The following is a 24254-nucleotide window of genomic DNA, read 5'->3' as shown; positions in this document are numbered from 1 at the left end:
CCTATAAGCCTTCCCATGACGTCGCTGACCCGCGCTGCCCGCGCTCTCGCTCTCCTGCTCGCTTCTCTCGCCCTGGTGCAACCGGCGCTCGCCCAACAGGCGCCCCGGCCCGATCCCGATGCCCAGAGCGACACGCGCCCGCTCCCGGCGGTTCCGGCCCCCCGCGCACTCCAGAACAACGGCGAGACGCCGTGGCTCTATCGCGGCTCGGACGTTCCGGTCGACGACAAGTGGCTGTTCGGCGAGATGAAGAACGGCCTTCGCTATGCGGTGCGCCGCAACGGGGTGCCGCCGCGCCAGGTCTCGATCCGCGTGCGCATCGATGCGGGATCGCTGCACGAGAACGACAGCGAGCAGGGCTATGCGCACCTCCTCGAACACCTGCTGTTCCGCGAGAGCAAATATCTCGGCAAGGCCGAGGCGATCTCGGCATGGCAGCGGCTGGGTGCGACCTTCGGCAGCGACGCCAATGCCGAGACCACGCCGACCCACACCGCCTACAAGCTCGACATCCCCAACATCGACAACGCCAAGCTGGCCGAGAGCTTCAAGCTGCTTTCGGGCATGATCCGCGAACCGGTGCTGAATGATGCCAACGTCGCCGCCGAGCGGCCGATCGTGCTCGCCGAGAAGCGCGAGCGGGGCGGGGCGGGGCTGCGCATGGCGGATCTCACGCGCCAGACCTTCTTCGCCGGCCAGCGCCTCGCGAGCCGCAACCCGATCGGCACCGACGAGACGCTGAGGGCGGCGAACGGCACGACGGTCAAGGCCTTCTACGACCGCTGGTACCGGCCCGAGAACACCGTGATCGTGGTGGCCGGCGATGCCGACCCGATGGTGCTCGCAGGGCTGGTGGAGCAGTGGTTCGGAGACTGGAAGGGCACCGGCAAGCCCGGTGTGCCCCCTGCTTTCGGCGATCCGGTCGCCCCGGCAGACGCAGCTGACCCGGCCGGCCCCGCCACCCCGATCGGCGAGCTTGCCGTCGGCGTCGAGCCCGATCTGCCGCGCAGCCTGACCTATGCGATCATGCGTCCGTGGCGGCAGGTCGAGGACACCATCGTCTACAACGAGGGCCTGCTGACCGACGCAGTCGCACAGGCGATCATCAACCGCCGGCTCGAAAGCCGCGCGCGGGGGGGCGGGAGCTTCCTCTACGCCCAGGTCCAGCAGGACGACGTGTCGCGCTCGACCGACGCGACCTTCGTGACCTTCGCCCCGCTCAGCGCCGACTGGCAGGCCGCGCTGGCCGATGTGCGCAGCGTGATCGCCGACGCGCTCGCCACGCCCCCCACGCAGGAAGAAATCGACCGCGAGGTCGCGCAGTTCGACGTGGTCTTCGCCAACGAGGTCGAGCAGGAGAGCGTCCAGTCCGGGAGCGATCTTGCCAACAATCTCGTCAATGCGGTCGATATCCGCGAGACGGTGGCCGCGCCCAAGGTGGTGCTCGAGGTGTTCCGCAACATGAAGCCGCGCCTGACGCCGGAATTCGTGCTTGAGCGCACCCGCGGCCTGTTCGAGGGCACGGTCACCCGTTCGGTCTATGTCACCCCGCAGGCGGGCGAGGCCGATGTCGCCGCCCTGCGCCTTGCGCTGGCGAGCGAGGCGGCGGTCGACAGCACCGCGCGGCTCGCGGCGCAGACCATCTCCTTCGACGAACTGCCCCCCGTGGGCGCGCCCGGCACGATCGCGCAGCAGGCGCCGCTCGGCGTGCTCGAGATCGAGAAGGTCGACTTCGCAAACGGCGTGAAGGCGCTGGTGTGGGCCAATGATGCCGAACCCGGCCGTGTCACGGTGCGCGTGCGTTTCGGCGCTGGCTGGCGCGCCTTCGACGCCTCGAACGCGGTCTACGCCTCGCTGGGGCAGGCCGCGCTGGTCGGCTCCGGGCTCGGCGAACTCGGTCAGAACGAGATCGACCGCCTCGCCACGGGCCGCAAGCTCGGCTTCGACTTCGCCATCGACGATGCGGTCTTCACCCTCACGGCCCAGACCCGGTCCGAGGATGTGAACGACCAGCTCTATCTCTTTGCCGCCAAGCTGGGCATGCCGCGCTGGGACAAGGAGCCGGTGCTGCGCGCCAAGGCGGGGGCGGAGCTGGCCTACAACACCTATTCGACCAGCCCCGGCGGGGTGCTCAACCGCGATCTCGAATATCTCGTGACCGGCCGCGATCCGCGCTTTGCCACCCCCGATCCCGCCGCGCTCAAGGCCGCGACGCCAGAGGAATTCCGCAAGGTGTGGGAGCCGCTGCTCAAGCAGGGTCCGATCGAGGTGCTGGTGTTCGGCGAGTTCGACAAGGCCAAGGTGATCGAGCAGTTGCGCCTCACCTTCGGCGCCCTGCCGGCGCGCGAGCCGATCGCGCCCGAAGTCGCCGCGCGCGTGCCGGCCTTCGCCCCGCCGACGGCCGAGCCGGTCGTCGTCACCCATCGCGGCGATGCCAACCAGGCCGCGGCCGTGGTGTCGTGGAAGAGCGGCGGCGGGGTCGCTTCCCTGCGCGAGAGCCGCCAGCTCGAAATCCTCACCCAGCTGTTCAGCAACCGCCTGCTCGAGGCGCTGCGCGAACGCGCCGGGGCGAGCTATTCGCCGCAGGCCTTCTCCAACTGGCCGGCCGATCTCGCCAGCGGGGGCCGGATCACCGCCCTGGCGCAGCTCGAGCCTGAATTCGTGCCGGTGTTCTTCGCCGAGGCCGAACGCATCGCCAAGGACCTCGCCGCCAACCCGCCCACCGCCGACGAGCTGGCGCGGGTCACCGAACCGCTCGGCCAGCTGATCCGCCGCGCCTCGACCGGCAACCAGTTTTGGCTCTACAACCTCGAAGGCGCGACGCAGGACCCGCAGCGCGTCGCCCTGCTGCGCACGCTGCTCGCGGACTACTCGCAGACCAGCCCGCAGGCGATGCAGTTCCTTGCCGAACGCTATCTCGCCAAGGACGATGCCTTCCGGCTGGCGATCATCCCCGAAGGCCAGAGCCTTGCCGCAGGGCCCCCGGCGGGCGCAGGCACGAATGCTGCGCGAGGGGCGATGACCGGGCGCTGATCGCCCCTCCCGCTGACAGTGGCCGGGAAATAAAGTTGTCCCATCGGCCATTGTCGCTTTACAATTCGTGCCGCGCTCGGGTAGCGGGCGCCCCCGCGCCGTGCGACCCTGGCGCCGACTGGACAGAGAAAGAGTTGTGACCGTGCCCGAGACCTGGACCCCGGATAGCTGGAAGGCCTTCGAAGCGCGCCACCTGCCGCATTACGAGGATGCGGCCGAGCTGGCGGAAGCGGAAAAGACCCTCTCCTCCTATCCCCCTCTGGTCTTCGCGGGCGAGGCGCGCGCGCTCAAGGCGGATCTCGCGGACGTCGCGAACGGCCACGGTTTCCTGCTGCAAGGCGGGGACTGCGCGGAAAGCTTCGCCGAGTTCCACCCCAACAACATCCGCGACACTTTCCGCGTGCTGCTGCAGATGGCGGTCGTCATGACCTTCGCCAGCAAGCGCCCGGTGGTGAAGGTCGGGCGGATGGCCGGCCAGTTCGCCAAGCCGCGTTCCTCGCCGACCGAGACGATCGGGGACGTCACCCTGCCGAGCTACCTCGGCGACAACATCAACGGGATCGAGTTCGACCCCGTCAGCCGCCGCAACGATCCGGCGCGGATGGTGAAGGCCTATTCGCAGGCTGCCGCCACATTGAACCTGCTGCGCGCCTTTGCTGGCGGGGGCTATGCGAACCTGCGGCAGGTCCACCAGTGGACGCTCGACTTCATGGGCCGCACGCCCTGGACCGAGAAGTTCAGCGAGATGGCCGACCGCATCGGCGAGGCGCTCGACTTCATGGAAGCCTGCGGGATCGACCCGGCGACAGTGCCGCAGTTGCAGGGCACCAGCTTCTACACAAGCCACGAGGCGCTGCTGCTGCCCTACGAGCAGGCCATGACGCGGCGGGATTCGCTCACCGGCGACTGGTACGCGACCAGCGCGCACATGGTATGGATCGGCGACCGCACGCGCTTCCCGGGTTCGGCGCATATCGAATTCGCGCGCGGGATCGGCAATCCGCTGGGCATGAAGTGCGGGCCTTCGCTCGAGCCCGATGCGCTGCTGCGGCTGCTCGACGACCTCAACCCGGCCCGCGAGGCCGGGCGGATCACGCTCATCAGCCGCTACGGCCACGACAAGGTCGAGGAGGGGCTCCCCAAGCTGGTGCGCGCTGTCATGCGCGAAGGGCATCCGGTGGTGTGGTCCTGCGATCCGATGCACGGCAACGTCGTCAAATCGGATACGGGCTTCAAGACCCGCCCGTTCGACCGTATCCTTCGCGAGGTGAAGGGCTTCTTCGCGGTCCACCGCGCCGAGGGCTCGCACCCCGGCGGCATCCACATCGAGATGACCGGGCAGGACGTCACCGAATGCGTCGGCGGGGCTGTGGCGATCACCGAGGAACGGCTCGGCGACCGCTATCACACCCATTGCGATCCGCGCCTCAATGCGGAACAGTCGCTGGAGCTTGCCTTCCTCGTCGCCGAGATGCTCAACGAGGCGGCAGGCGGCGGCCGCGAAGCCGAGGTCAGCCACGCCGCCTGACCGCCGGTTTCGCGCAAAAAGCTGACAGGTGTGATGATTTCGCGATAGAATTGCGCTTACCAAGCGTCTTCCCTGTGTCATGACGAACGGGCATGGTCCTTGGCGTCGGCACCAGCTTGGACGGGAGGTGCACGCGTGCATCGCAGCGAACTGCAGAACGCCGAAAGCGGCGCGGGCCCCCGCGGGCTCGCCGAGCGTTTTCGCGCAACCCGCGCGCTGACCGAGGCGCTGGTCGCTCCGCTGAGCGATGCCGATGCCTCGATCCAGTCGATGGAGGATGCCTCACCTGCCAAGTGGCACCTCGCGCACACGACGTGGTTCTGGGAGACGTTCCTGCTGCGCGAACATGCGCCCGGATACCGGCTGCATGACGAACGCTGGCCGTTCCTGTTCAACTCCTACTACGAGGCCGAGGGCGCGCGGATCGCCCGCGCCGCGCGGGGGATGCTCTCCCGACCGACGCTCGCCGAGGTGCTGGCGTGGCGCGGGCAGGTCACCGAGGCGATGGAGCCGCTGCTCGCCGATCCGGCGCTGTCGGACCTCATCGCGCTCGGCATCGCGCACGAGGAACAGCACATCGAACTGCTGCTAACCGACATCAAGCACGCGCTGTTCCAGAACCCGCTCGGGCCCGCGATGTGGGAGCGCGAGGCGCCTCCGGCCGCAGCGCAGGTGGACGCGCCGGGCTGGCACACCCATCCCGGCGGGATCGCGCGGGTCGGGCACCAGACCGAAGGTTTCGCCTTCGACAACGAGGGCCCGCGCCACCGGGTGCTGCTCGAGCCCTTCGCGCTCGCCGACCGGCTGGTGACCAATGGCGAGTGGGCGGACTTCATCGCCGACGGCGGCTATGCCGATGCGCGCCTGTGGCTTGCCGACGGCTGGGGCTGGGTGCAGCAGAATGCCATCGCCGCGCCGCTCTACTGGCGCGAGGACGGCGCGCACTTCACCCATCGGGGCTGGCAGGCGCGCGATCCCCATGCGCCGGTCACCCACATCTCCCATTTCGAGGCCGATGCCTTCGCCACCTGGGCCGGTGCGCGGCTGCCGACCGAGTTTGAATGGGAGGCGATCGCGCGCGGGCAGGACGGCGCGACAAGCGCCCCGGCGCATGATCCGGCCGGGGGCAACCAGCTCGACGGCGCTGCCCCGCCACTTCCCGCAGGCTCCCCTGGCCTGTTCGGCGATTGCTGGCAGTTCACCCGATCGGCCTACCTGCCTTATCCCGGCTTTCGCGTCGCCGAGGGCGCGGTGGGCGAATACAACGGCAAGTTCATGAGCGGGCAGGTGGTGCTGCGCGGCGCGAGCTGCGCGACCGTGCGCGGGCATTCGCGCCCCTCCTACCGCAATTTCTTCTACCCCCATCAACGCTGGCAGTTCACCGGGCTGCGGCTGGCCAAGGACGCCTGAGATGACTTCTGCCAAGGGCCTGCGGCTGGTCGAACGCGATGCGGGCGGGGTCGATCTCGCCTTTCGGGAGGATGTGCTGGCGGGCCTTGCGGAAGCCCAGAAGGCGGTGCCCGCGCGCTGGTTCTACGACGATCGGGGATCGCAGCTGTTCGAGGACATCACGCAGCTTCCCGAATATTACCCGACCCGTGCGGAGACCGAGATCCTCCAGACCCGTGCGGGCGCCATCGCCGATCTCGTCGGAGAGGCACGCGCGGTGGTGGAGTTCGGCTCCGGCTCCTCGGTCAAGACCCCGCTGCTGCTTTCGGCGATCCGCCCTTCCGCCTATGTGCCCCTCGATATCGCCGGGGACTTCCTGCGCGCCTCGTCGGCGGCACTGGCGGCGAAGTTCCCGGGGCTGCCGGTCTATCCGGTCGAGGCCGATTTCATGCGCCGGGTCGAGCTTCCCGCCGAGGTCGCGGGCCTGCCCAAGCTCGGCTTCTTTCCTGGATCGACCATCGGCAACATGATCGCCCGCACCGCGACCGACCTTCTGCGCACGATGCGCGCGACGCTGGGCGAAGGGGCGATGCTGCTGATCGGAATGGATCTGGTGAAGGACGAGGAGGTCCTGCTCGCCGCCTACGACGATGCGGCGGGGGTGACGGCGCAGTTCAACCTCAACCTGCTCGAACGCATCAACCGCGAACTCGGCGGAGACATCCCCATCGACGTCTTCGCGCACGAGGCGCGCTGGAACGATGCTTTCGCCCGGATCGAGATGCATCTCGTGGCGCAGTCGGATGTGGCTTTCACCGTCGGCGGACAGCGCTTCGCCATGCGCGCGGGTGAGAGCATTCACACCGAGAACAGCCACAAGTTCACCAAGCGTTCGGCGCAGATGCTGCTTGCGGCGGCCGGGTGGGAACCGTGCGCGCGCTGGACCGACGAGGCGCGGCAGTTCTCGCTGGTGCTGGCCGAAAGTCGCCCGCCACGCTCGGCCCCCTGAAACGAACCCGCCTCCCGCGCGTTGGCGCGGGATGGACGGACAGACTGACATTCTCATCATCGGCGGCGGCATGGCCGGGCTTTCCGCTGCCACCGCTTTGGCCAGCAACGGGAGGCGCATCGTCGTGCTCGACAAGGGCCGCGGCCCGGGCGGACGGATGGCAACCCGGAGAGTGGAGATCGAGGGCGCGCAGGCGAGCTTCGATCACGGCGCGCAATACTTCACCGCGCGCGATCCCGCCTTCCGCGAGCAGGTCGCGCAATGGGAGCAGGCCGGCATTGCGGCACGCTGGCCGGCGGCGGGCGAGGACGCCTGGGTGGGCACGCCCGGCATGAACGCCTGCGTCAGGCACATGGCTACCGGCCTGGACATGCGCTGGGCCGTGCGCGCTGAACGGCTGCACCGCGACGGCGCGCTCTGGAGGGTCGAGGCGGGCGAGGAGGCCTTCACCGCATCCACCATCCTCGTCGCCGTGCCTGCCGAGCAGGCCGCAGCGCTGCTGCCAGACGTCGCGCCGGAGATGGCCGCGCTCGCCGCCGGTGTGGTTTCCGCGCCGTGCTGGGCGGTGATGGCGGGCTTTGCCGAGCGCCTGCCGCTTGCCGACACCTTCCGCTCCGATGCCGGCCCCGTCAGCTGGGCCGCGCGCAATGCGGCCAAGCCGGGGCGTGGGGGGCTGGAGACATGGGTGATCCACGCCAGCCCCGCGCGCAGCCGCGATTTGATCGATCTGCCCAGAGACGAGGTCGCCGGCATCCTCCTCGCCGATTTCTTCGCGGCCGCCGGGATCGCCCCGACCGCGCCCGTCCACTGCGACGCCCACCGCTGGCTCTATGCCCTGCCCGAAGCCCTGAAGGGCGAGGGCGCGCGCTACAATCCGGATCTCGGGATCGGCATCGCGGGCGACTGGCTGCACAGCCCGAGGGTCGAGGGTGCATGGCTCTCGGGCCGCGCCCTCGCCGAGGCGGTTGCTCAGGAGCGGGTCGCCAGCACGTCGTAGTGGTGGCCCCGCCCGTATTTGGCAAAGCGGGTGAAGCCAGAGGCGCGCAAGAGGCTCTCGATCTCGCCCGCGCTCGCCCAGCGGTCGTCGACTTCGTAGAAGATCGCGGCGACGCGCGCGAAGGCCTCCGTCTTGGCGAGTTCGGCGATCACCACCGCCTCCAGCCCCTCGACGTCGATCTTGACGAACATCGGAAGGTCACCGGCCAGCAGCGGGTTAACCATCGGCGCGTCAATGGTGCGGATCGTCACCCCGCCTCCCAAAGGTGCGCCGCTCTCGCGCCCGGCCAGCGTCGCGGTGCCGGTGTGTCCTTCGGCCACGCTGATCGTCACCTCGCCCACGCTGTCGGCGATCGCCAGCTGGTGCAGCACCGTCCGCTCCGCCCCGCCATTGAGCGCGACATTGGCGGCAAGGCGCGCATGGGTAGCGGGGACCGGCTCGAAGGCGATCACCTGACGGCACGTGGGGTTCTGCGCGGCGATGAGCGAATAGAGCCCCTGGTTCGCGCCGATATCGACGAAGACGAAGTGCTCGCGCTGGCCGAGCAGCAGGTCGGCGAGGTCGCGGCCGTAGGTGCCGAAGATGCAGTAGCGGAAGGTGGTGTCCTGCCAGTTGGGGACCATCAGCACGCCGTAGGCCGAGCGCACCGCCGCTTCCCCGCGCCCCGCCATCAGTGGCGAGAGCGCCGCCGCTTTCCATTTGCGCAGCGTCTTGACCACGCCGTAGCGCCAGAATGCCGTAAGATCAGCCACGCTTTTGTCCTTCCAGAAAGGCGGTGATCGCATCCGCCGCCCGCTCGGCCGAGGGGCGGTCGGAAAGCGAGAAGGTCGCATCGATCAGCGCCTGCTGCACCGGCGCATAGTCGGGATGCGAGGCGACCGCCGCATCGATCGCGTCGAGCAGGCCCTCGGGGCTCTCCAGCACCGGCCCGGCCTGCCAGTGGAGGTAGTTGGGATCGCCGCGCCAGTCCACGCCGTGGCTGTCGAGGAACAGGCAGGGGCGGGGCGCGCGCAGGAACTCGTAGACCTGGCTGCTGACATCGCCGAGGTAGATGTCGGCGCGGTTGGTGTAGCTCATGTCGCTGCTCGCCGCGCTGCCGGTGTCGATGTGGATGCGCGGTTCGCGCGCGAATTCCGGTCCCGGAGGGACCACCTGGGCGAGGCTCGGCGGGTCGACCGTCACCACCCACTTTCGCTCGAACAGCATCACGTGCGGCGCGAAGATCAGGTTGTAACGATCCTGATTGCGGAATGCCTCCAGCACCGCCGCGCCGTGCCGGAACCAGCTCGACAGCTTGGGCGAGGGGTGGGGGTTGTAGAGCACCGTCGGCCGCTCCGGCGCGGGGAAGCTGTCGGCGAAACGGTTGTTCGCGCACAGGTCGAACTTCGGATAGCCGACCAGCGCAATCTGCTCCGGCTTCAGGCCCGCATCCTTGATCAGCCGGTCCCGGATCTTGGGGCCGGAGACCAGCACCAGATCGAAACCCGCGCTCTCGGGGTTGAACCCGATCGCCCGGTCGCCCGCGCCGTGGCGGGTGTGGATCAGCTTCACGTTATCGAGCCCGTAGCGGGTCTTGAGCAGGAGGGTGGTCTTTTCCGACACCACCACGGCATCGAAGCTGCGGAAGAAATCGAGGTTGTCGCGGTAGATCAGCAGCTTGGTGGCAGGCACGAGCCGCTCGAGCGCGCCGGCCAGCAGCCGCGTGTCCGCTCGCTTCAGTCCCAGCCTGACCAGCTCGACCCTGGCAAGCAGGGCTGGATCTGCCTGCCGCTCGATCTCGGCGCGAATCGCGTCGCGGGCGTAGGCAAGGACGATCCGGTGCCCGCCCCGCGCCGCCAGTGCCAGCGCGATCGGCAGCGAATGCGCGACCTGGTGCGTCTGGTCGTGGTTGAAGAGGAAGCAGATGCGCTTCATGCGCGCCCGTCTGCCAGCAGGCGCTCCGCCAGCGCGTGATCCTCGGGCTTGTCGACATCGACGCCCATGCGCCCGTCCGAAAGCAGCAACGGCGCGGCCGAGGCGCCGAGCTTGCGCCCGGCCGCCGCGATGGCATCGGCGAGCGTCAGGCGCCGCAGCAGCAGCTGCACCATCAGCAAGGGGCCGAAATGGGCGGCAAGGCGAGGCACGGACTTGCGGTCCTGCTCGACCCGCTCCCAAAACCTCAAGGCATTGACCGCAGAGGTGCCGGTGAGGGCGAAGAGATTGGCCCCGGTGAAAGCGCCGTCCCGAAACGTCAGCCAAGTGCGCCGGTTCGAGCCAACCGCACGTTCGAGGTTCCCGCGCTCGACCATCGCCACCCCGACGTCGCCCGCGCCCGCTGCAGCCAGGAATTCGGCGACGGTCGCGGGGGTCAGCATGACATTGTCGGCGGTGGTGACGAGCACCGGCAGGCCGATGGCGGGATCGTTCACCGCATCCAGCACCGATCCGCTGATGGTGCGGCCCGACCGCCGCGCGTCGATCCGGGTATCGCCGGCCGCCTTCGCGACGGCGGGATCGGCGACAAGAGCGGACGCATCCTGCGCCATGATGATGATCCGCGCGATCTGCGGCGCATCCGCAAGCGCGCGCACCACCCGCGCGAGCATCGGTTCGCCCGCGACCGGGATCAGCGCCTTGGCCTCGCGCCCGAAATGCGCCGCGAGCCTGTCCACGCCCGGGCGCTGGCCGGCCAGCACCAGCGCAGTCCAGCCTTGCGGAGCGTCAGTCATGGGCAGGTAAGACCTCGGGAGGGGGCGGGGAGGGGTATGCTCGCCCCTTTCAGCCACGGCCCGGGTTTGTCAAGGAACCGCCCCCGCTCTGCCTCACGCGGCCATAGGTGCGGGGCAATAGCGCTTCAGGTAATCGCCGTGCCCGGGCATGTGCTGGACCAGCCAGCGGATCGATTGCTCCATTTCGTTGACTTCCTTCGCGGTCGTCACCGGATCGAGCGCGTCGGCCATGGCGTTGTGGCCGCCCATCTGGATGCCCTGTCCCATCATCACCGCCGCCCAGCTGGTTTCGGTGAAGAGCTCGTCCTCCTCCCGGAAGATCTGGCCGTTGGCGCGGAACAGCTCGACCTTCTCGGTCAGCGTGTCGGGCACCGGCATCGTGCGGAGATGGTTCCAGAAGTCGGAATCGGTGCGCTGCGTGGCGTTGTAGTGGAGGATCAGGAAGTCGCGGATGCGGGCATATTCGCGGCCCGTGAGGCGGTTGAAGGTGTCCTCCTGCACCTGCGTTATCCCGTCGAGCGACAGCAGCGAGATCAGCTTGTCGATCCCGGTGTTGATGAGGTGGATCGAGGTCGATTCGAGCGGCTCCATGAAGCCGGCCGCAAGGCCCAGCGCGACGACGTTGCGGTTCCAGAACTTCTTGCGCCGCCCGGTGACGAAGCGCAGCCAGTTGGGCTCGGCCTGTGGCTTGCCCGCGATGTTGCCCAGCAGGATGTCGAGCGCCTGCTGGTCCTCCATATAGGCCGAGCAGTAGACATGGCCGTTACCGTTCCGGTGCTGGAGCGGCACCTGCCATTGCCAGCCGGCAGAGTGCGCGGTGGCGCGGGTGAAGGGCGGGGGCGGGCTGCCGTCCTCGCGCAGGCAGGGCAGAGCGACGGCACGGTTGCAGGGCAGGTAGTGGCTCCAGTCGTCGTATCCGGTCTTCAGCGCCTGCTCGATCAGGAGGCCGCGGAAGCCCGAGCAGTCGATGAACAGGTCGCCCGCGAAGGCGCGGCCATCGTCGAGCGTGACGCCGGTGACGAAGCCGCTCTCCCCGTCCAGCTGGACATCGGCGACCTTGCCCTCCTGCCGCACCACGCCGCGGCTTTCGGCGAGCCGGCGCAGGAAGGCGGCATAGCGGCCCGCGTCGAGGTGATAGGCGTAATTGACCGGGGGCAGATCGTCGCGCTTGTAGTCCTCGGTGCGGGCGAACTTGCCGAAGGCGGCGGCCATCGTCTCGAGGTTGAAGACCTGGATCGGCCGCCTGTCTCCGCCGGCCTGCATCCGGTGCCACACGTGGTGGAAGCTGATCCCGCCCATCGTGTAGCCATAGGCGCCGAAGGGGTGGATGTAGCTGTCGCCCAGCTTGCCCCAGTTCTCGAACTGGATGCCGAGCTTGAAGGTGCCGCCGACGGCTGCAAGCATCTCTGCCTCGTCGATCCCGAGCAGCCGGTTGAAGCCGACGAAGGGTGGAATCGTTGCCTCGCCGACGCCGACCGTGCCGATCGCCTCGGATTCGATCAGCGTGATTTCCACAGGCCGCCCGGCCTTGATACGCGACAGGGCGGCGGCTGCCATCCACCCGGCCGTGCCGCCGCCGACGATGATAATGCGTTCGATTGCCACGTTTTCCTCGATTCCCAGCGGGCCTCTGCGGGCCCTGTCGGCAGGCGTTCTGCGCTCGCGCCCAGTGTTGCCAGAATGCAATATGAACCGCAGATTACAAGTCTTGAGAACGCTCACAAGATGCGCTAGGAAAGAAGGGCAAACCGCAGCGTCAGGCACGAAACTGTCGCGCGGCATGGGGAGAGACAAAAGATCATGACCATCGCACAGCCTGCGCCGCGCCGGCGCCTGTTCGCCCTCGGCACCGCCTCCGCACTGGCGATCGCCGCCGCCAGCCCCGCGCTGGCGCAGGATTCGGGCGAACCGGAGGCCGAAGCGCCCGCCGCCGAGGAGGACGAATCCACCATCGTCGTCACCGGCTTCCGCGCCTCGCTGCAGTCGGCCCAGAACATCAAGCGCGATGCCGACACCTTCGTCGACGTGATCACCGCCGAGGACATCGGCGCGCTGCCCGACCGCTCCGTGGCCGAAGCCCTCCAGCGCGTGCCCGGCGTCAATATCGGCCGCTTCGAGAAGCCTTCCGACCCGGACCGCTTCTCGGTCGAAGGCACCGGCGTGATCATCCGCGGCCTCAACTTCGTGCGCTCGGAACTCAATGGCCGCGACATCTTCTCGGCCAATGGTGGGACCGTTCTCAACTTCAACGAGGTCTCGCCCGAACTGCTCGGCCGGGTCGAGGTGTTCAAGAACCTCACCGCCGACATGGTCGAGGGCGGGATCGCGGGGACAGTCAACCTCGTCACCCGCAAGCCGCTCGACCGGCCCGGCACGCATATCGCCGGCACGATCGAGGCTAACGTCGGCGACCTTGCCGAAAAGTGGTCGCCCGGCGGTTCGGTGCTCGGATCGACGACCTGGGAAACCGACGCGGGCACGCTCGGCGTCCAGTTCGGCTATGCGCGCTCAGAGCTGATCAGCCGCACCGACGCATCGCAGGTCGGCGATCCCTGCTACCGCGCGAACAACCTCACCGGCGCGTGCCTGCGCGTGCGGCCGGTGGGCAGCGGCGGCTTCGGTGGCGCGCCGGTGTTCGGTCCCGACAACTTCCCGCCCGCCGGCGCGCTGGTCGTGCCCAAGGGCGCTGGCGTGCGCACCACCGATCTCGAGCGTGACCGTGAGGCGATCTCGGGCATCATCCAGTACGAAAGCCCCGACCGCAATTTCGTCGTCACCGCCGAATGGCTGCGCGCCGACACCACCTTCTTCACCAAGGAAAACGCGGCGATCGCGCTCGTCAACGACGATGCGCTGTTCCCCGTCCCGGCGGCGGGCAGCACCTGGGAATTCGACAGCAACGGCATCTTCCAGCGCGGCGTGCTGAGCCAGCGCATCGGCGATGCCTATGCCAACCCCTTCGGTCGCGGCGGCATCCCGCTCGAACTGCTTCGCTTCGAGCGCGAGACGCAAGCGATGACGCAGGATCTCTCGATCGACATCGACTGGAGCATCACCGATCGCTTCCGCGTCAATTTCGAGGCCCAGCACATCGAATCCGACCTCCGGCAGGATTCGATCATCGGCACCATGTCGACCTGGGCGAACATCGACCTCGACATGAGCGGCAAGGTGCCGCAGGTGCAGTTCCTCGCTCCTCCCGGGGCGCCGGCGGACTACTTCACCTCGGGGCGCAACACCTATTACTGGTTCCTGCTCGACAGCATCGCACGCAACGAGGGCGATCTCGACACGCTGCGCTTCGATGCCGAATACGACATCTCGGAAGACGGCTTCTTCAAGCAGGTCAAGTTCGGCGCCCGCTGGTCGGAGCGCGACCAGACCACGCGCGACACCAATTTCAGCACCTGGGGCAACCTCTCGGCGCCCTGGGCCGGGCGCGCCGGCTGCGCCCCGTGGAATGCCGGGCCGGGCTGCGCCGCCACGGGCGGGTTCCAGCCGGGCCGCTATTTCACCGGTCTGCCGGGGCAGGAATTCGCGATCGGCGGCGGTGCCTTCGTCGACGACTTCCCGGCCTTCGCCAATCTGCGCGCGCCGTTCGACAACGGCTTCCAGCGCGGCAATGCCCCTGCGCCGCTGCCGGGCGGGGCGCACTTCTTCGGGGCGGACAGCTTCCTGAAGGAATATCTTGCGGGCGATTCCGCGCGTCAGGCGGGGCTGATCAACACCTTCTCGCAGACGCCCAACCCCTTCTTCGGGGTCAACAACCGCACCTTCTTCAATTCGATCACCGGCGAGAGCACGCCCTGCGATCCGTTCTGCACGCCCGAGATCAGCACCGTGGCCGAGACCACCAAGGCCGCCTACGCCCGGGTCGACTATGGCACGGAGTTCGGCAACGGCTGGAAGCTCTCGGGCAATTTCGGCCTGCGCTATGTCGAGACCGAGGTGGTCGCGGCAGGGCTGGTGGGCTTCCCCAACCCGTTCTTCTTCGATGATCCCACCGCGGGCGGCAACGGCGACGGGGTGGCGCAGCTTTCCGAAGTGACCGCCGCCTGCGGCCGCGCCCAGCAGCTCCCGGCCGACCAGCGCCCGGCCTTCTGCAGCCTCTCGCAGGGCCGCCTTGCCGAATTCGCGGCGGCGCACACCGGCGAGATCGTGCTCGACGACCGCGCGGTGACCTTCGAGAACTGGCTGCCGAGCTTCAACGCCCTGCTCGACACCGGCAACGGCCTGCTGTTCCGCGCCGCCGTTTCCAAGGGCATCTCGCGCCCCGACCTCGCGGCCTTCCGCTCGGGCGGCGGGATCGGCGACAACACGGGCGACCTGCGCTCCGAAGGGACGCTGGAGACCGGGCCGCTGTTTCAGCTGTTCACCGGCAACCGCAACCTGCGGCCGATCGAAAGCTGGAACTACGACCTTTCGCTCGAATGGTATTTCGACCGCGTCGGCTCGCTGACGATCTCGGGCTTCGTCAAGGACATCAAGGGGATCGTCAACAACGGGGTCGATCTGGTCAACTTCGTCAGCCCCGGCGGGCTCGATCTCGATGTCGAGGTCAACGGCCCCGACAACCGCCAGGACGGCACCATGAAGGGCGTCGAGATCGGCTATCAGCAGACCTACGATTTCCTGCCCGGCGTTCTCAGCGGGCTCGGGACGCAGCTGACCTACACCTATGTCGACGGCAGCGATTTCCGGAACACGAACCTCGCCAACAACCAGGGCGACTTCGCGGCCTTCCAGCCGCTCGCCGGGATCTCCAAGCACACCGTCAACGCGGTGCTGTTCTACGAGAAGGACTGGCTGTCGATGCGCGCCGCCTACAACTGGCGCTCGGCCTTCCTGATCACCCCGCGCGACGACATCTTCCCCTTCTCGCCGATCTGGGGCGAGGAGACCGGGCAGCTCGACGCGTCGATCTTCGTCACCGTGATGGACGGGGTGAAGCTCGGGGTGCAGGGGGTGAACCTGCTCGACGAGGTGTTCCGCACCAGCCAGGTGATCGACTTCGACGGAACGCGGGTGCAAAGGTCGGCGTTCCGCAACGACCGGCGCTTCACCTTCCTCGCGCGCTTCGACTTCTAGGGAACCGGACATGACGATTGCAGGGCTGCCCAAGGCGGGAATGCTGGCGGCGGCCCTGCTGCTCCTTGGGGCGGCGCCCCCGCAGGCACCGCTCGTCACCGCCCCGCTGGAAGGCGCGGGCTGGGAACTTGTCTGGGCCGACGAGTTCGAGGGCGAGGCGCTCGACCGCACCAGGTGGACCCCCGAGGTCTCGTGCTGGGGCGGGGGAAACAACGAGCGGCAGTGTTACACCGACCGGCCCGAGAACATCGCGGTCGAGAAGGGGCTTCTGCTCCTCAAGGCGCGTAAGGAGCGTTTCACCGGCCCTGCGCGCCCGCCCGAGATCGCCGAAAATCCGAACCCGCGCCTCACCCAAGCCTACACCTCGGGCAAGGTGCGCACGATCGGCAAGCACGCGTGGCGCTATGGCCGGATCGAGGTGCGCGCCAAGGTGCCGCCGGGGCAGGGGACCTGGCCTGCGGTGTGGATGATGCCGGACGATCCCGCCTACGGCCCTTGGCCGCGCTCGGGCGAGATCGACATTCTCGAGGCGGTCAACATAGGGGCGAAGTGCAAGGCCTGCGAGGGCGGCAGGGGCGAGAACCGCACCATCAGCGCGCTCCATTTCGGCGACTTCGCACCGAAGAACCGCTTCGTCGACAGCCGCACGGCCTTGCCCGATCTCGCGCTGCCGTCCGAGGATTTCCACGTCTATGCTGTCGAATGGGGCGAGGGGCTGATCCGCTTCCTGGTGGATGACCGGGTGCACCTCACCGTCACCGCCGACCAGTGGAGCACCGCAGCCCCGGCCGCGAAGGGCAACCCGGCCGCACCCTTCGACCAGCCCTTCTACATCATGGCCAATCTTGCGGTGGGCGGGCGATTGTCGGAAGAAAACAACGCCAAGGGGCTTGCCGCGAAGAGCTTTCCCGCGCAATTCGCAATCGATTGGATCAGGGTCTATCGCTGCGGCAGCGATCCCCACACGGGTCGCGCCTGCATGCGCTAGGCGGACAGGGGCGCAGGAACCATGGCGCGGGTGCGCAAGACAGTCACGATCAGGGACGTGGCCGAGGATGCGGGCGTCTCGCTCCAGACGGTGAGCCGCGTGGTCAACGGCGGCCCAAATGTGCGTCCGCAGCTGCGCGACAAGGTGCGCGCCTCGATCGAGCGTCTGGGCTATGTCCCCTCGCTTGCCGCCCAGCGGATGAGCGGTTCGCGCTCCTACATCATCCTCGCCATCAACGACCGCGAGCGCACCCTTGCCGACTGGCGCGAGCGGCGGGGCACGGACTGGGTCGACCAGATGCTGTTGGGCGGGATCCTGACCTGCTCGAAGCACGGCTACCGGATGATGGTGGAACTGGTCGACACCCATTCCGACCACGTCGAGCGCGAGCTTGGCGCCGCGCTCTCGGCGCTCCAGCCCGACGGGGTGATCCTCACGCCGCCGCACTCGGAAAACCGGCTGATCACCGCGCTGCTGGCAGAGCGGGGAATCCCCTTCGCCAGGATCGGATCGGACGCGCCGGGACCGGGCATCCGGCTGACGATGGGCGACGACGGCGCGGCCCATCTCGCCACCACCCGCCTTGCCGCGCTCGGCCACCGGCGGATCGCGATGATCGCCGGGCCCTCGGCCTACAGCCTGTCGGGCTGGCGGATCGAGGGCTGGAAGCGCGCGCTCGCCGAAGCCGGGCTGCCGCACGAGGGCCTGCTGGAGGTGGGCGATTTCGGCTACGAGAGCGGCACCCGCGCGGCGCGTGCGCTGCTCGACCGCAATCCCGATCTGACCGCGATCATCGCCTCGTCCGACCAGATGGCGCTCGCCGCGCTCGAGGTCGCACGCGACCGCGGCCTTGCCGTGCCGCGCGACCTGTCGCTGATCTCCTTCGACAACACCCCGATTGTGCGCTTCACCCAGCCGCCACTCACCGCCATTGACCAGCCGATCGCCGAGACCGTGTCGCGCGCCGTCGAACAGCTGATCGCGCGCGGGGAGGGGGAAAGCGCCGGGGTGATCGAGGTCGCCGCCGCGCTGGTCGAACGCTCCTCGACCGCGCTCGCCCCGGCCCGGGCTTGAGCGCGCCCGACACCCTCGCGCAGCCGCCCGAACGCCAGCCGGCCTGGTTCCTTGCCCTGTTCGCGCTCGCTGCCGCGGGGGGCGCGGTTGCCTATGTGCCGCTGCTCACCGTCCTGCTGCCGCAGCGAATCGCCGAGTTGCAGGGCGGCGAGGACGTCGCGGCGCTTGCGCAGGTGACCTTCCTCGGCGCGGGCGCGGCGAGCCTTGCCAATATCGCCATCGGCTTCCTCAGCGACCGGAGCCGCACCCGCAGGCCGTGGATTCTCGCTGGGCTCGCCGCATCGGGCGCCCTGCTGGTGGCGGTGGGCGAGGCGCGGTCGGTGCGCGAGCTGATCGTGCTGGTGATGGTCTGGCAGGTTGCGCTCAACCTGATGCTCGCCCCTCTGATGGCCTGGGCGGGGGACTGCTTCCCCGACGAGCAGAAGGGCGAGCTGGGCGGGGCGCTGGCGCTGGCACCTGCGCTCGGCGCGCTGGCAGGATCGCTGGTGACCCATGTCGGGCTGGTCGAACCGGGCGCGCGGCTGGTGCTGGTGGCGGGGCTGGTGAGCGCGCTGGTGCTCCCCGCCGTGCTGCTGGGCCGTGGACGGGTGCGCCCGGCTCTGGTCGCCCCCGCGCCGGCCCCGGCCCCGCTGCCGCCGCGCGAGCGGGTGGTGGTGCGGATGTGGACGGCGCGGCTGCTGGTGCAGGTGGCGGAAGGCGGAATGTTCGCCTTCCTGCTCTACTGGCTGCGCTCGCTCTCGCCCGGCTATCCCGAGAACGGCGCGGCCAACATCTTCAGCGCGGTGCTGGTCTCGGCCGTGCCGCTCTCGCTGCTGGCGGGGCGCTGGTCGGACCGCCACGGGCGTCCGGTGCTGCCGCTGGTGGCGGCCGCGCTGGCGTGCGCGGCGGGAATGCTGGTGATGGCGCTCGCGCAGAGCCTCGCCTTCGCGATCACCGGCTACGTGCTGTTCGGCCTTGCGGCGGCGATCTTCCTCTCGCTCCATTCGGGCCAGACCCTGCGCGTGCTCCCGCGCCCGCAACACCGCGGGCGCGATCTGGGGATTTTCAACCTCACCAACACCGTGCCCGGCATGGTGATGCCGTGGCTGACGGTGCTGCTGGTCCCGCAATTCGGCTACGGCGCGCTGTTCGTCCTGTTCGCCGCCCTGTCGCTGGGGAGCGCGGCCCTGCTGGCGGGCACGATGCGGCGCTGAGAATTCACATCCGGCCCGCTTGAAGCTTGCCAAAGCGGCGCACCGGCGGCATAGCTTGATAACGTTCTCAAGAATATGTGACGGGTCTGGGAGGGTCTGGCGTGATGGCGCGAAGCGGGATGGGTCGGCTGGTGTGCGGAGCGGCGCTGGGTGCGTTGCTGGCCGGATGCTCGGCGACGCCGGAGGTGCGCTCGGCGAGTGCGCCGGTCGCGGCGGCTGCCCCTGCGGCGAGGACCCCCGAGGCGCTGCTCGCGGCGATGAGCCTCGAGCGCAAGGTCGCGCAGATCGTCATGCCCGATATCGGTTCGATCACCCCCAGGGACGTGCGCAAGTACCGCTTCGGCACGATCCTCAACGGCGGCAATTCCGGGCCCTACGGCGATGACAAGGCCCCGGCGGCCGACTGGCTGAAGCTCGCCGACGAATTCTGGGAAGCCTCGAGCGCGCCGCTCGCCAAGGGCGAACCCGTCATCCCCGCGGTCTGGGCGACCGATGCGGTGCACGGCCATGCCAATGTCCCGGGCGCTACCGTCTTCCCGCACAACATCGCGCTTGGCGCTGCGGGCGATGCCGATCTCGTCCGCCGCATCGGCGCGGCCACTGCCGTCGAGATCGAGGTGACCGGGCTCGACTGGACCTTCGCCCCCACGGTCGCGGTCGCACGCGATGATCGCTGGGGCCGCACCTACGAGAGCTATTCGGAAGACCCCGCGCTCGTCACCCGCCTCGGCAAGGCCATGATCGAGGGGCTTCAGGGCCGCCCGGGCGAACCCGGCTTCCTCGGCGAGGGCAAGGTCGCGGCCACCGCCAAGCACTATTTCGGCGACGGCGGCACGGCGCAGGGCGTCGACCAGGGCGATGTCGACGGCGACCTCGGCGACCTGATGGCGATCCACGCCGCGCCCTATCCCGAAGCGATCGGGGCAGGCGTCGCCAGCGTCATGGCGAGCTTCAACTCGATCAACGGCACCAAGATGCACGGCAACGCGCCGCTGCTGACGGGCGAATTGCGCGGGCGGCTCGGCTTCGGCGGGCTGGTGGTCGGCGACTGGAACGGCCACGGGCAGGTCGATGGCTGCACCAACGCGAACTGCCCGCAGGCCCTGCTGGCAGGGCTCGACGTCTACATGGTGCCCGAGGACTGGAAGGCTCTCCACGCCAACCTCGTGAAGCAGGTGAAGAAGGGCGCGATCCCCATGAGCCGCCTCGACGAGGCGGTTCTGCGGGTGCTGCGCCTGAAGCAGACGCTCGGCATCCTCGACGGCGAGGTGAAGCCCTCGCTCAGGGCCAATGCGGGGCGCTGGGAAAAGCTCGGCTCGCCCGAACACCGAGCGATCGCGCGCGAGGCGGTGGCGAAGTCGCAGGTGCTGCTCAAGAATGCGGGCGTCCTGCCGCTGAAGCCGGGCGCGCGGATCGAGGTGGCGGGAAGCGCCGCCGACAACATCCCGCAGCAGGCCGGCGGCTGGTCGGTGACGTGGCAGGGCGGCGGCGATCTGACGGCGAAGGACTTCCCCGGCGCGACCTCGCTCTGGACCGGGATTGCCGAGGCCGCCCGCGCCAGCGGCGGCGAGGCGCGCCTTGCGCCCAAGGGCGATGCCGCCAGCACGCCCGACGTCGCAATCGTCGTCTTCGGCGAGGAGCCCTATGCCGAATTCGTCGGCGACCGGAAGGATCTCGCCTTCCGCGACGAGGAGGGCCTGAGCCTGCTCAGGGCTTACCGCGCGCGCGGCATCCCGACCGTCGCCGTGTTCCTCTCGGGCCGACCGCTATGGGTCAACCGCGAGCTCAACGCCGCCGATGCCTTCGTCGCATCCTGGCTCCCCGGGAGCGAGGGGGCGGGGGTGGCCGACGTGCTGTTCGGCAAGGCGGTGCCGACGGGGCGGCTGTCCTTCAGCTGGCCTGCGACCTGCGAAGGCGCGCCGGTCAACACCGCCGAGCGCGCGCTCTTCCCGTTCGGCTACGGCCTCGGCTACGGCGCGCCGGGCGGGCCGGGGACGCTCGACGAGACTTGCGCGGCGCTCGCTGCCGATGGCGGCGCGGTGTGGTTCGCCAGCGGCAAGCTCGGGAATGCGGTGCAGGCGGTGGCGGACAATGCCCTGCTGCCCGACCTGCGCGGCACCGGCAACGGGATCACCGCGACCGGGATCGACCGCCGCGCGCAGGAAGACGCGCGCCGCATCGCCTTCGCGCGCGGGGCGGAGCTGACGTTGAGCGGCCCGGAGAGCACTGCAGCGTGGCGGATCACCTACAGCGTCGCGCAGCGCCCCAAGGCGCCGGTGACGGTAACGGCGGGCGGTGCGGCGCTCGACATCACACAGCGCCTCGCGGTCGCCGAGGGCAAGGGCTGGCGCGAGATGGTGCTGAGCCCCGCCTGCCTCGGCACGGCGGGCGGCAGGATCACCTTCGCCTCGCAAGGGGCCTTCGTGCTCCAGATCGCCGAGATCACCCGCGACGAAAGCGCCGCCGAAGCGGAGTGCTCGTTCTAGGCGCGTATCAGCCCCGACAGCGGCGCGCCGCCCCGGCCGGGGAACAGCCGCGCCATCGCGCGGGCCGGGTCGAGCCGCAGGTGCTCGGCCACGGCGCCCGCCAGCACGCTCTCGAGCGCGATGGTCGGGGCCAGATCGCGGCCCTCCAACAGACGGCTTTCGGCGAGGCCCGGCCAGTCGGCGATCACCCGCCCGCCGCGCACGCCCCCGCCCATCACCAGCGCCGCCGAGGCGGTGCCGTGGTCGGTGCCACCGGTGCCGTTGAGGCGGGCGGTGCGGCCGAACTCGGTCGCCACCACCACCAGCGTGTCGGCCCAGCCTGCGCCCATGCCGGCGCGATAGGCGCCGAGCAGCGCATCGAGTTGGCGCGCGGCGCGGGCGAAGGCGCCGCGCTGGTTGGCGTGGGTGTCCCACCCGCCCAGCTCGATCATTCCGATCCGCGCGCCCCCGGCATCGCGCATCAGCGAGGCGGCAAGCTCGCCCGCCTTGCGCGCGTCGTTGAGGTTGCGCATGCCATCATCGCCCGCCATCGCCCGCGTCTCTAGCGCCTGCGCCCACAGCGGGCCGAGCTCGCCATCGCCGGCATAGAGCTGGCTCACGCGGGCGAGCAGGTCCTCGCTCGCCTCGGGAAGGGCCGAGGGGGCGTAGTTCGAGACCGGGGCCGTCCCGCGCAGCGCCAGCGGCACCGTCGGCGCGATCGCCAGTGCGCGCAGCGGGGAAGGGGCGCCCTCGTTCAGCAGCCCGGCGAGGCGGTTGAGCCAGCCATCCTTGCTCGCATAGGGCGCCGTGCCGCCTGTCTCGAGCAGGTTCTGCCCGTCGAAATGCGACCGCTCGCGATAGGACGTGGCGGCGGCATGAACGAACAGTGCCTCGCCCGCCTGCACCGCCGCGCCGACCTCGGCAAGCGCGGGGTGGAGGGCGAAGAAGCTGCCGATCCGCGGGGCGTTGTCGTAATCGGCAAGGCTGGCGCCGCGCAGGGCCGCAAGGCCCGGGTCACCGACGGGGGCAAGCATCGCCATCCCGTCGGCCGCGCCGCGCAGCAGCACGAACAGCAGCTTCCTGTGTCCTGACCCTTGCGCAAAGGCGATGCGCGGCACGGCAAGGCTGCCTGCGCCGATCAGCGATCCGGCGAGCAGAGTGCGGCGATCGAGGTTCATCGTCATTGCACTTACCTCCGCATCATTTCAGGCGAGACCAGCAGCAGGGCGAGCGCCTGCTGGCCGCTTTCCGCGCGGGCGAGCTGGGTGCGGGTCGCCTCGCTGAGGGTGCCCGGGAAGGCGGCCTCGGCGCGGGCGATGACCCCCTCCTGCGGCGCGCCGCGGGCGATGCGCTCGGCGAATTCGACCCGCCGCACGAGAGCGTCGGGCCCGGCCCATGCGGCGGCGCTGTCCTCGTAGCCCGCGGGCGAGGGCGCGGCCCAGGGCACCTGCCCCAGCTGCGTGAGCGCGGCGACGAGGCGCTGCGGCGGCGGGCGCTCGATCCCGGTCAGGCGCAGCGTCGCCACCAGCCATTCGAAGGGCGTGCGGAACTTGACCGGCGCGCTCGTCCACGTCTCGGGCGCTGCGATCAGCACCCGCGCAAGGCTTGCAAGATCGCCGCCGGTCTTGACGAAATCCGCCTCCAGCCGCGCGACCAGCGCCGGGGGAGGGGTGTCGCCCGCGAAGTGGCGTGCGAGCTTGGTGGCGATGTGGCGCGCGGTGGCGGGGTGGGCGGCGAGATCGTCGAGGATCGCCAGCGCCTGCTCCGGCCCTCCGGTCGCATAGCTGCGCCCCAGCACCTGCCGCGCGCCCGGCTCGTGCACCGGCGCGACGAAGGCCGCGCCGCTCGCCTGCGCCTGCGCGAAGCGGCCCGCGCGGCCGATGCCCGGCACCGTCCAGCCGGTGAGCGCGCGGGCGAGCTCGGTCACGTCGGCCTGGGTATAGCCGCCATCAACCCCCAGCGTGTGCAGCTCCAGCACCTCGCGCGCGAGGTTCTCGTTGAGGCCGCGCGGCCCCGGCGCATCGGGGTTCCGGCGCGCGCGCATCTGCGCGAAGGGGGCATTGGGGCCGATCGACTGGAACTGGTCGAGATAGAGCAGCATCGCCGGATGCAGCACCGCGGCCTTGAGCATATCGGAAAAGCGCCCCAGCACATGCGGGCGGATCGCGGTGAATTCGTGCGGGGCGACCTCGAACTGGGTGCCCGGCTTGCCGACCGAGACGCTGAAGTGGTTCGACCAGAAATGCACCAGCCGCTCCACCATCGGGGCGGGGCTCGTCACCGCCAGATCGACCCGCACCGCGATATCCTCCACCAGCACGCGGCGGGCCTCCATGAGCTTCTCGCGATATTCGGGCGGCAGCGCGGCGAGGGCGGCGGCGCGGGGGTTGTCGGCCATCGCCGTGCCCGCCATGCCCTCGGCCATAGCCGGCGCGCCGCCCGGTTCCATCGCGGCGAGCGCGCGGGTGTCCTGCCGCAGACGGCGCAGGAGCTCGATCATCTCGGATGTCTTCGCCCGCGTGCCGAGGCGCCCGGCGATTGCGGGCGGGGCGGGGTCGAAGGCCTCCAGCTGGCGCAGCAGGAAGCGGCGCGGATCGGCGGGCGGCGTGTCGCCTGCGGCATAGCCGTAGCCGAAGCGGCTGATCGCGATGCTGGCGGGGGTCATCGGCACGAACTCACGGGCATGGCTGGCGGTCCTGATCGCGGCGCATACGGGCGCGGCACGGTGCCGCACCCGCCTGTCCCAACGTTCCGGTGCGCCCAAACCTTCGCATGAGCACGG

The 24254-nt window shown here is 69.7% G+C and carries 16 protein-coding genes; 10 read left to right on the top strand and 6 right to left on the bottom strand.

Annotated features, from left to right (window positions below; genetic code table 11):
- Positions 1 to 15: 15 nt before the first annotated feature.
- From CBR61_RS13055 to CBR61_RS13035, 5 genes are all read left to right on the top strand, one after another.
- Positions 16 to 3033 (top strand): M16 family metallopeptidase, encoded by a 3018-nt coding sequence (locus CBR61_RS13055; protein WP_088914753.1) that lies wholly within the window; start codon positions 16 to 18, stop codon positions 3031 to 3033.
- Between the two features lie 142 nt (positions 3034 to 3175).
- Positions 3176 to 4561: a class II 3-deoxy-7-phosphoheptulonate synthase gene (locus tag CBR61_RS13050; protein ID WP_088914752.1), complete on the top strand. Its 1386-nt coding sequence runs from the start codon at positions 3176 to 3178 to the stop codon at positions 4559 to 4561.
- Between the two features lie 135 nt (positions 4562 to 4696).
- Entirely contained in the window at positions 4697 to 5971 is a 1275-nt protein-coding gene (egtB, locus tag CBR61_RS13045; protein ID WP_088914751.1) for an ergothioneine biosynthesis protein EgtB, read from the top strand.
- A 1-nt stretch (position 5972) separates the two neighbouring features.
- Positions 5973 to 6959 carry an L-histidine N(alpha)-methyltransferase gene (egtD, locus tag CBR61_RS13040; protein WP_088914750.1) on the top strand — a complete coding sequence of 329 codons (987 nt, stop codon included), beginning with the start codon at positions 5973 to 5975 and terminating at the stop codon, positions 6957 to 6959.
- A 31-nt stretch (positions 6960 to 6990) separates the two neighbouring features.
- Entirely contained in the window at positions 6991 to 7956 is a 966-nt protein-coding gene (locus CBR61_RS13035) for an NAD(P)/FAD-dependent oxidoreductase (RefSeq protein ID WP_088914749.1), read from the top strand.
- Here the strand turns inward: CBR61_RS13035 and CBR61_RS13030 are convergent.
- From CBR61_RS13030 to CBR61_RS13015, 4 genes are all read right to left on the bottom strand, one after another.
- Positions 7929 to 8708, bottom strand: a complete 780-nt coding sequence (locus tag CBR61_RS13030; RefSeq protein WP_157696595.1) for an FkbM family methyltransferase — start codon at positions 8706 to 8708, stop codon at positions 7929 to 7931. The genes CBR61_RS13035 and CBR61_RS13030 overlap by 28 nt on opposite strands.
- The gene (locus CBR61_RS13025; protein ID WP_088914747.1) at positions 8701 to 9870 is read right to left on the bottom strand and encodes a hypothetical protein; all 1170 of its coding nucleotides are present in this window, start codon (positions 9868 to 9870) and stop codon (positions 8701 to 8703) included. Before CBR61_RS13025 ends, CBR61_RS13030 begins: the two co-directional genes overlap by 8 nt.
- Positions 9867 to 10664, bottom strand: a complete 798-nt coding sequence (locus CBR61_RS13020; protein WP_088914746.1) for an NTP transferase domain-containing protein — start codon at positions 10662 to 10664, stop codon at positions 9867 to 9869. The genes CBR61_RS13025 and CBR61_RS13020 overlap by 4 nt, the downstream gene beginning before the upstream one ends.
- 93 nt (positions 10665 to 10757) lie before the next feature.
- The gene (locus CBR61_RS13015; RefSeq protein ID WP_088914745.1) at positions 10758 to 12269 is read right to left on the bottom strand and encodes a tryptophan halogenase family protein; all 1512 of its coding nucleotides are present in this window, start codon (positions 12267 to 12269) and stop codon (positions 10758 to 10760) included.
- Between the two features lie 195 nt (positions 12270 to 12464).
- On the opposite strand from CBR61_RS13015, the gene CBR61_RS13010 reads away from it, so the two are divergent.
- From CBR61_RS13010 to CBR61_RS12990, 5 genes are all read left to right on the top strand, one after another.
- Complete coding sequence (locus tag CBR61_RS13010; RefSeq protein ID WP_088914744.1) at positions 12465 to 15752, top strand: TonB-dependent receptor; 3288 nt, start codon at positions 12465 to 12467, stop codon at positions 15750 to 15752.
- Between the two features lie 10 nt (positions 15753 to 15762).
- Positions 15763 to 16740, top strand: a complete 978-nt coding sequence (locus tag CBR61_RS13005; protein ID WP_088914743.1) for a glycoside hydrolase family 16 protein — start codon at positions 15763 to 15765, stop codon at positions 16738 to 16740.
- Positions 16741 to 16761: 21 nt separating this feature from the next.
- Entirely contained in the window at positions 16762 to 17814 is a 1053-nt protein-coding gene (locus tag CBR61_RS13000) for a LacI family DNA-binding transcriptional regulator (RefSeq protein ID WP_088914742.1), read from the top strand.
- Entirely contained in the window at positions 17811 to 19007 is a 1197-nt protein-coding gene (locus CBR61_RS12995) for an MFS transporter (RefSeq protein WP_088914741.1), read from the top strand. Before CBR61_RS13000 ends, CBR61_RS12995 begins: the two co-directional genes overlap by 4 nt.
- A 104-nt stretch (positions 19008 to 19111) precedes the next feature.
- Positions 19112 to 21493 carry a glycoside hydrolase family 3 protein gene (locus CBR61_RS12990; RefSeq protein ID WP_088914740.1) on the top strand — a complete coding sequence of 794 codons (2382 nt, stop codon included), beginning with the start codon at positions 19112 to 19114 and terminating at the stop codon, positions 21491 to 21493.
- On the opposite strand, the gene CBR61_RS12985 is transcribed toward CBR61_RS12990, so the two are convergent.
- Positions 21490 to 22656: a DUF1501 domain-containing protein gene (locus CBR61_RS12985; RefSeq protein ID WP_088914739.1), complete on the bottom strand. Its 1167-nt coding sequence runs from the start codon at positions 22654 to 22656 to the stop codon at positions 21490 to 21492. The genes CBR61_RS12990 and CBR61_RS12985 overlap by 4 nt on opposite strands.
- 5 nt (positions 22657 to 22661) lie before the next feature.
- Positions 22662 to 24206, bottom strand: a complete 1545-nt coding sequence (locus CBR61_RS12980) for a DUF1800 domain-containing protein (RefSeq protein ID WP_324616815.1) — start codon at positions 24204 to 24206, stop codon at positions 22662 to 22664.
- Positions 24207 to 24254 lie beyond the last annotated feature (48 nt).

The sequence above is a fragment of the Porphyrobacter sp. CACIAM 03H1 genome (genome assembly GCF_002215495.1).
Lineage (GTDB): Bacteria > Pseudomonadota > Alphaproteobacteria > Sphingomonadales > Sphingomonadaceae > Erythrobacter.
Note: the sequence above shows the minus strand (reverse complement) of the source record. Positions and strands in the feature narration are given on the sequence as shown.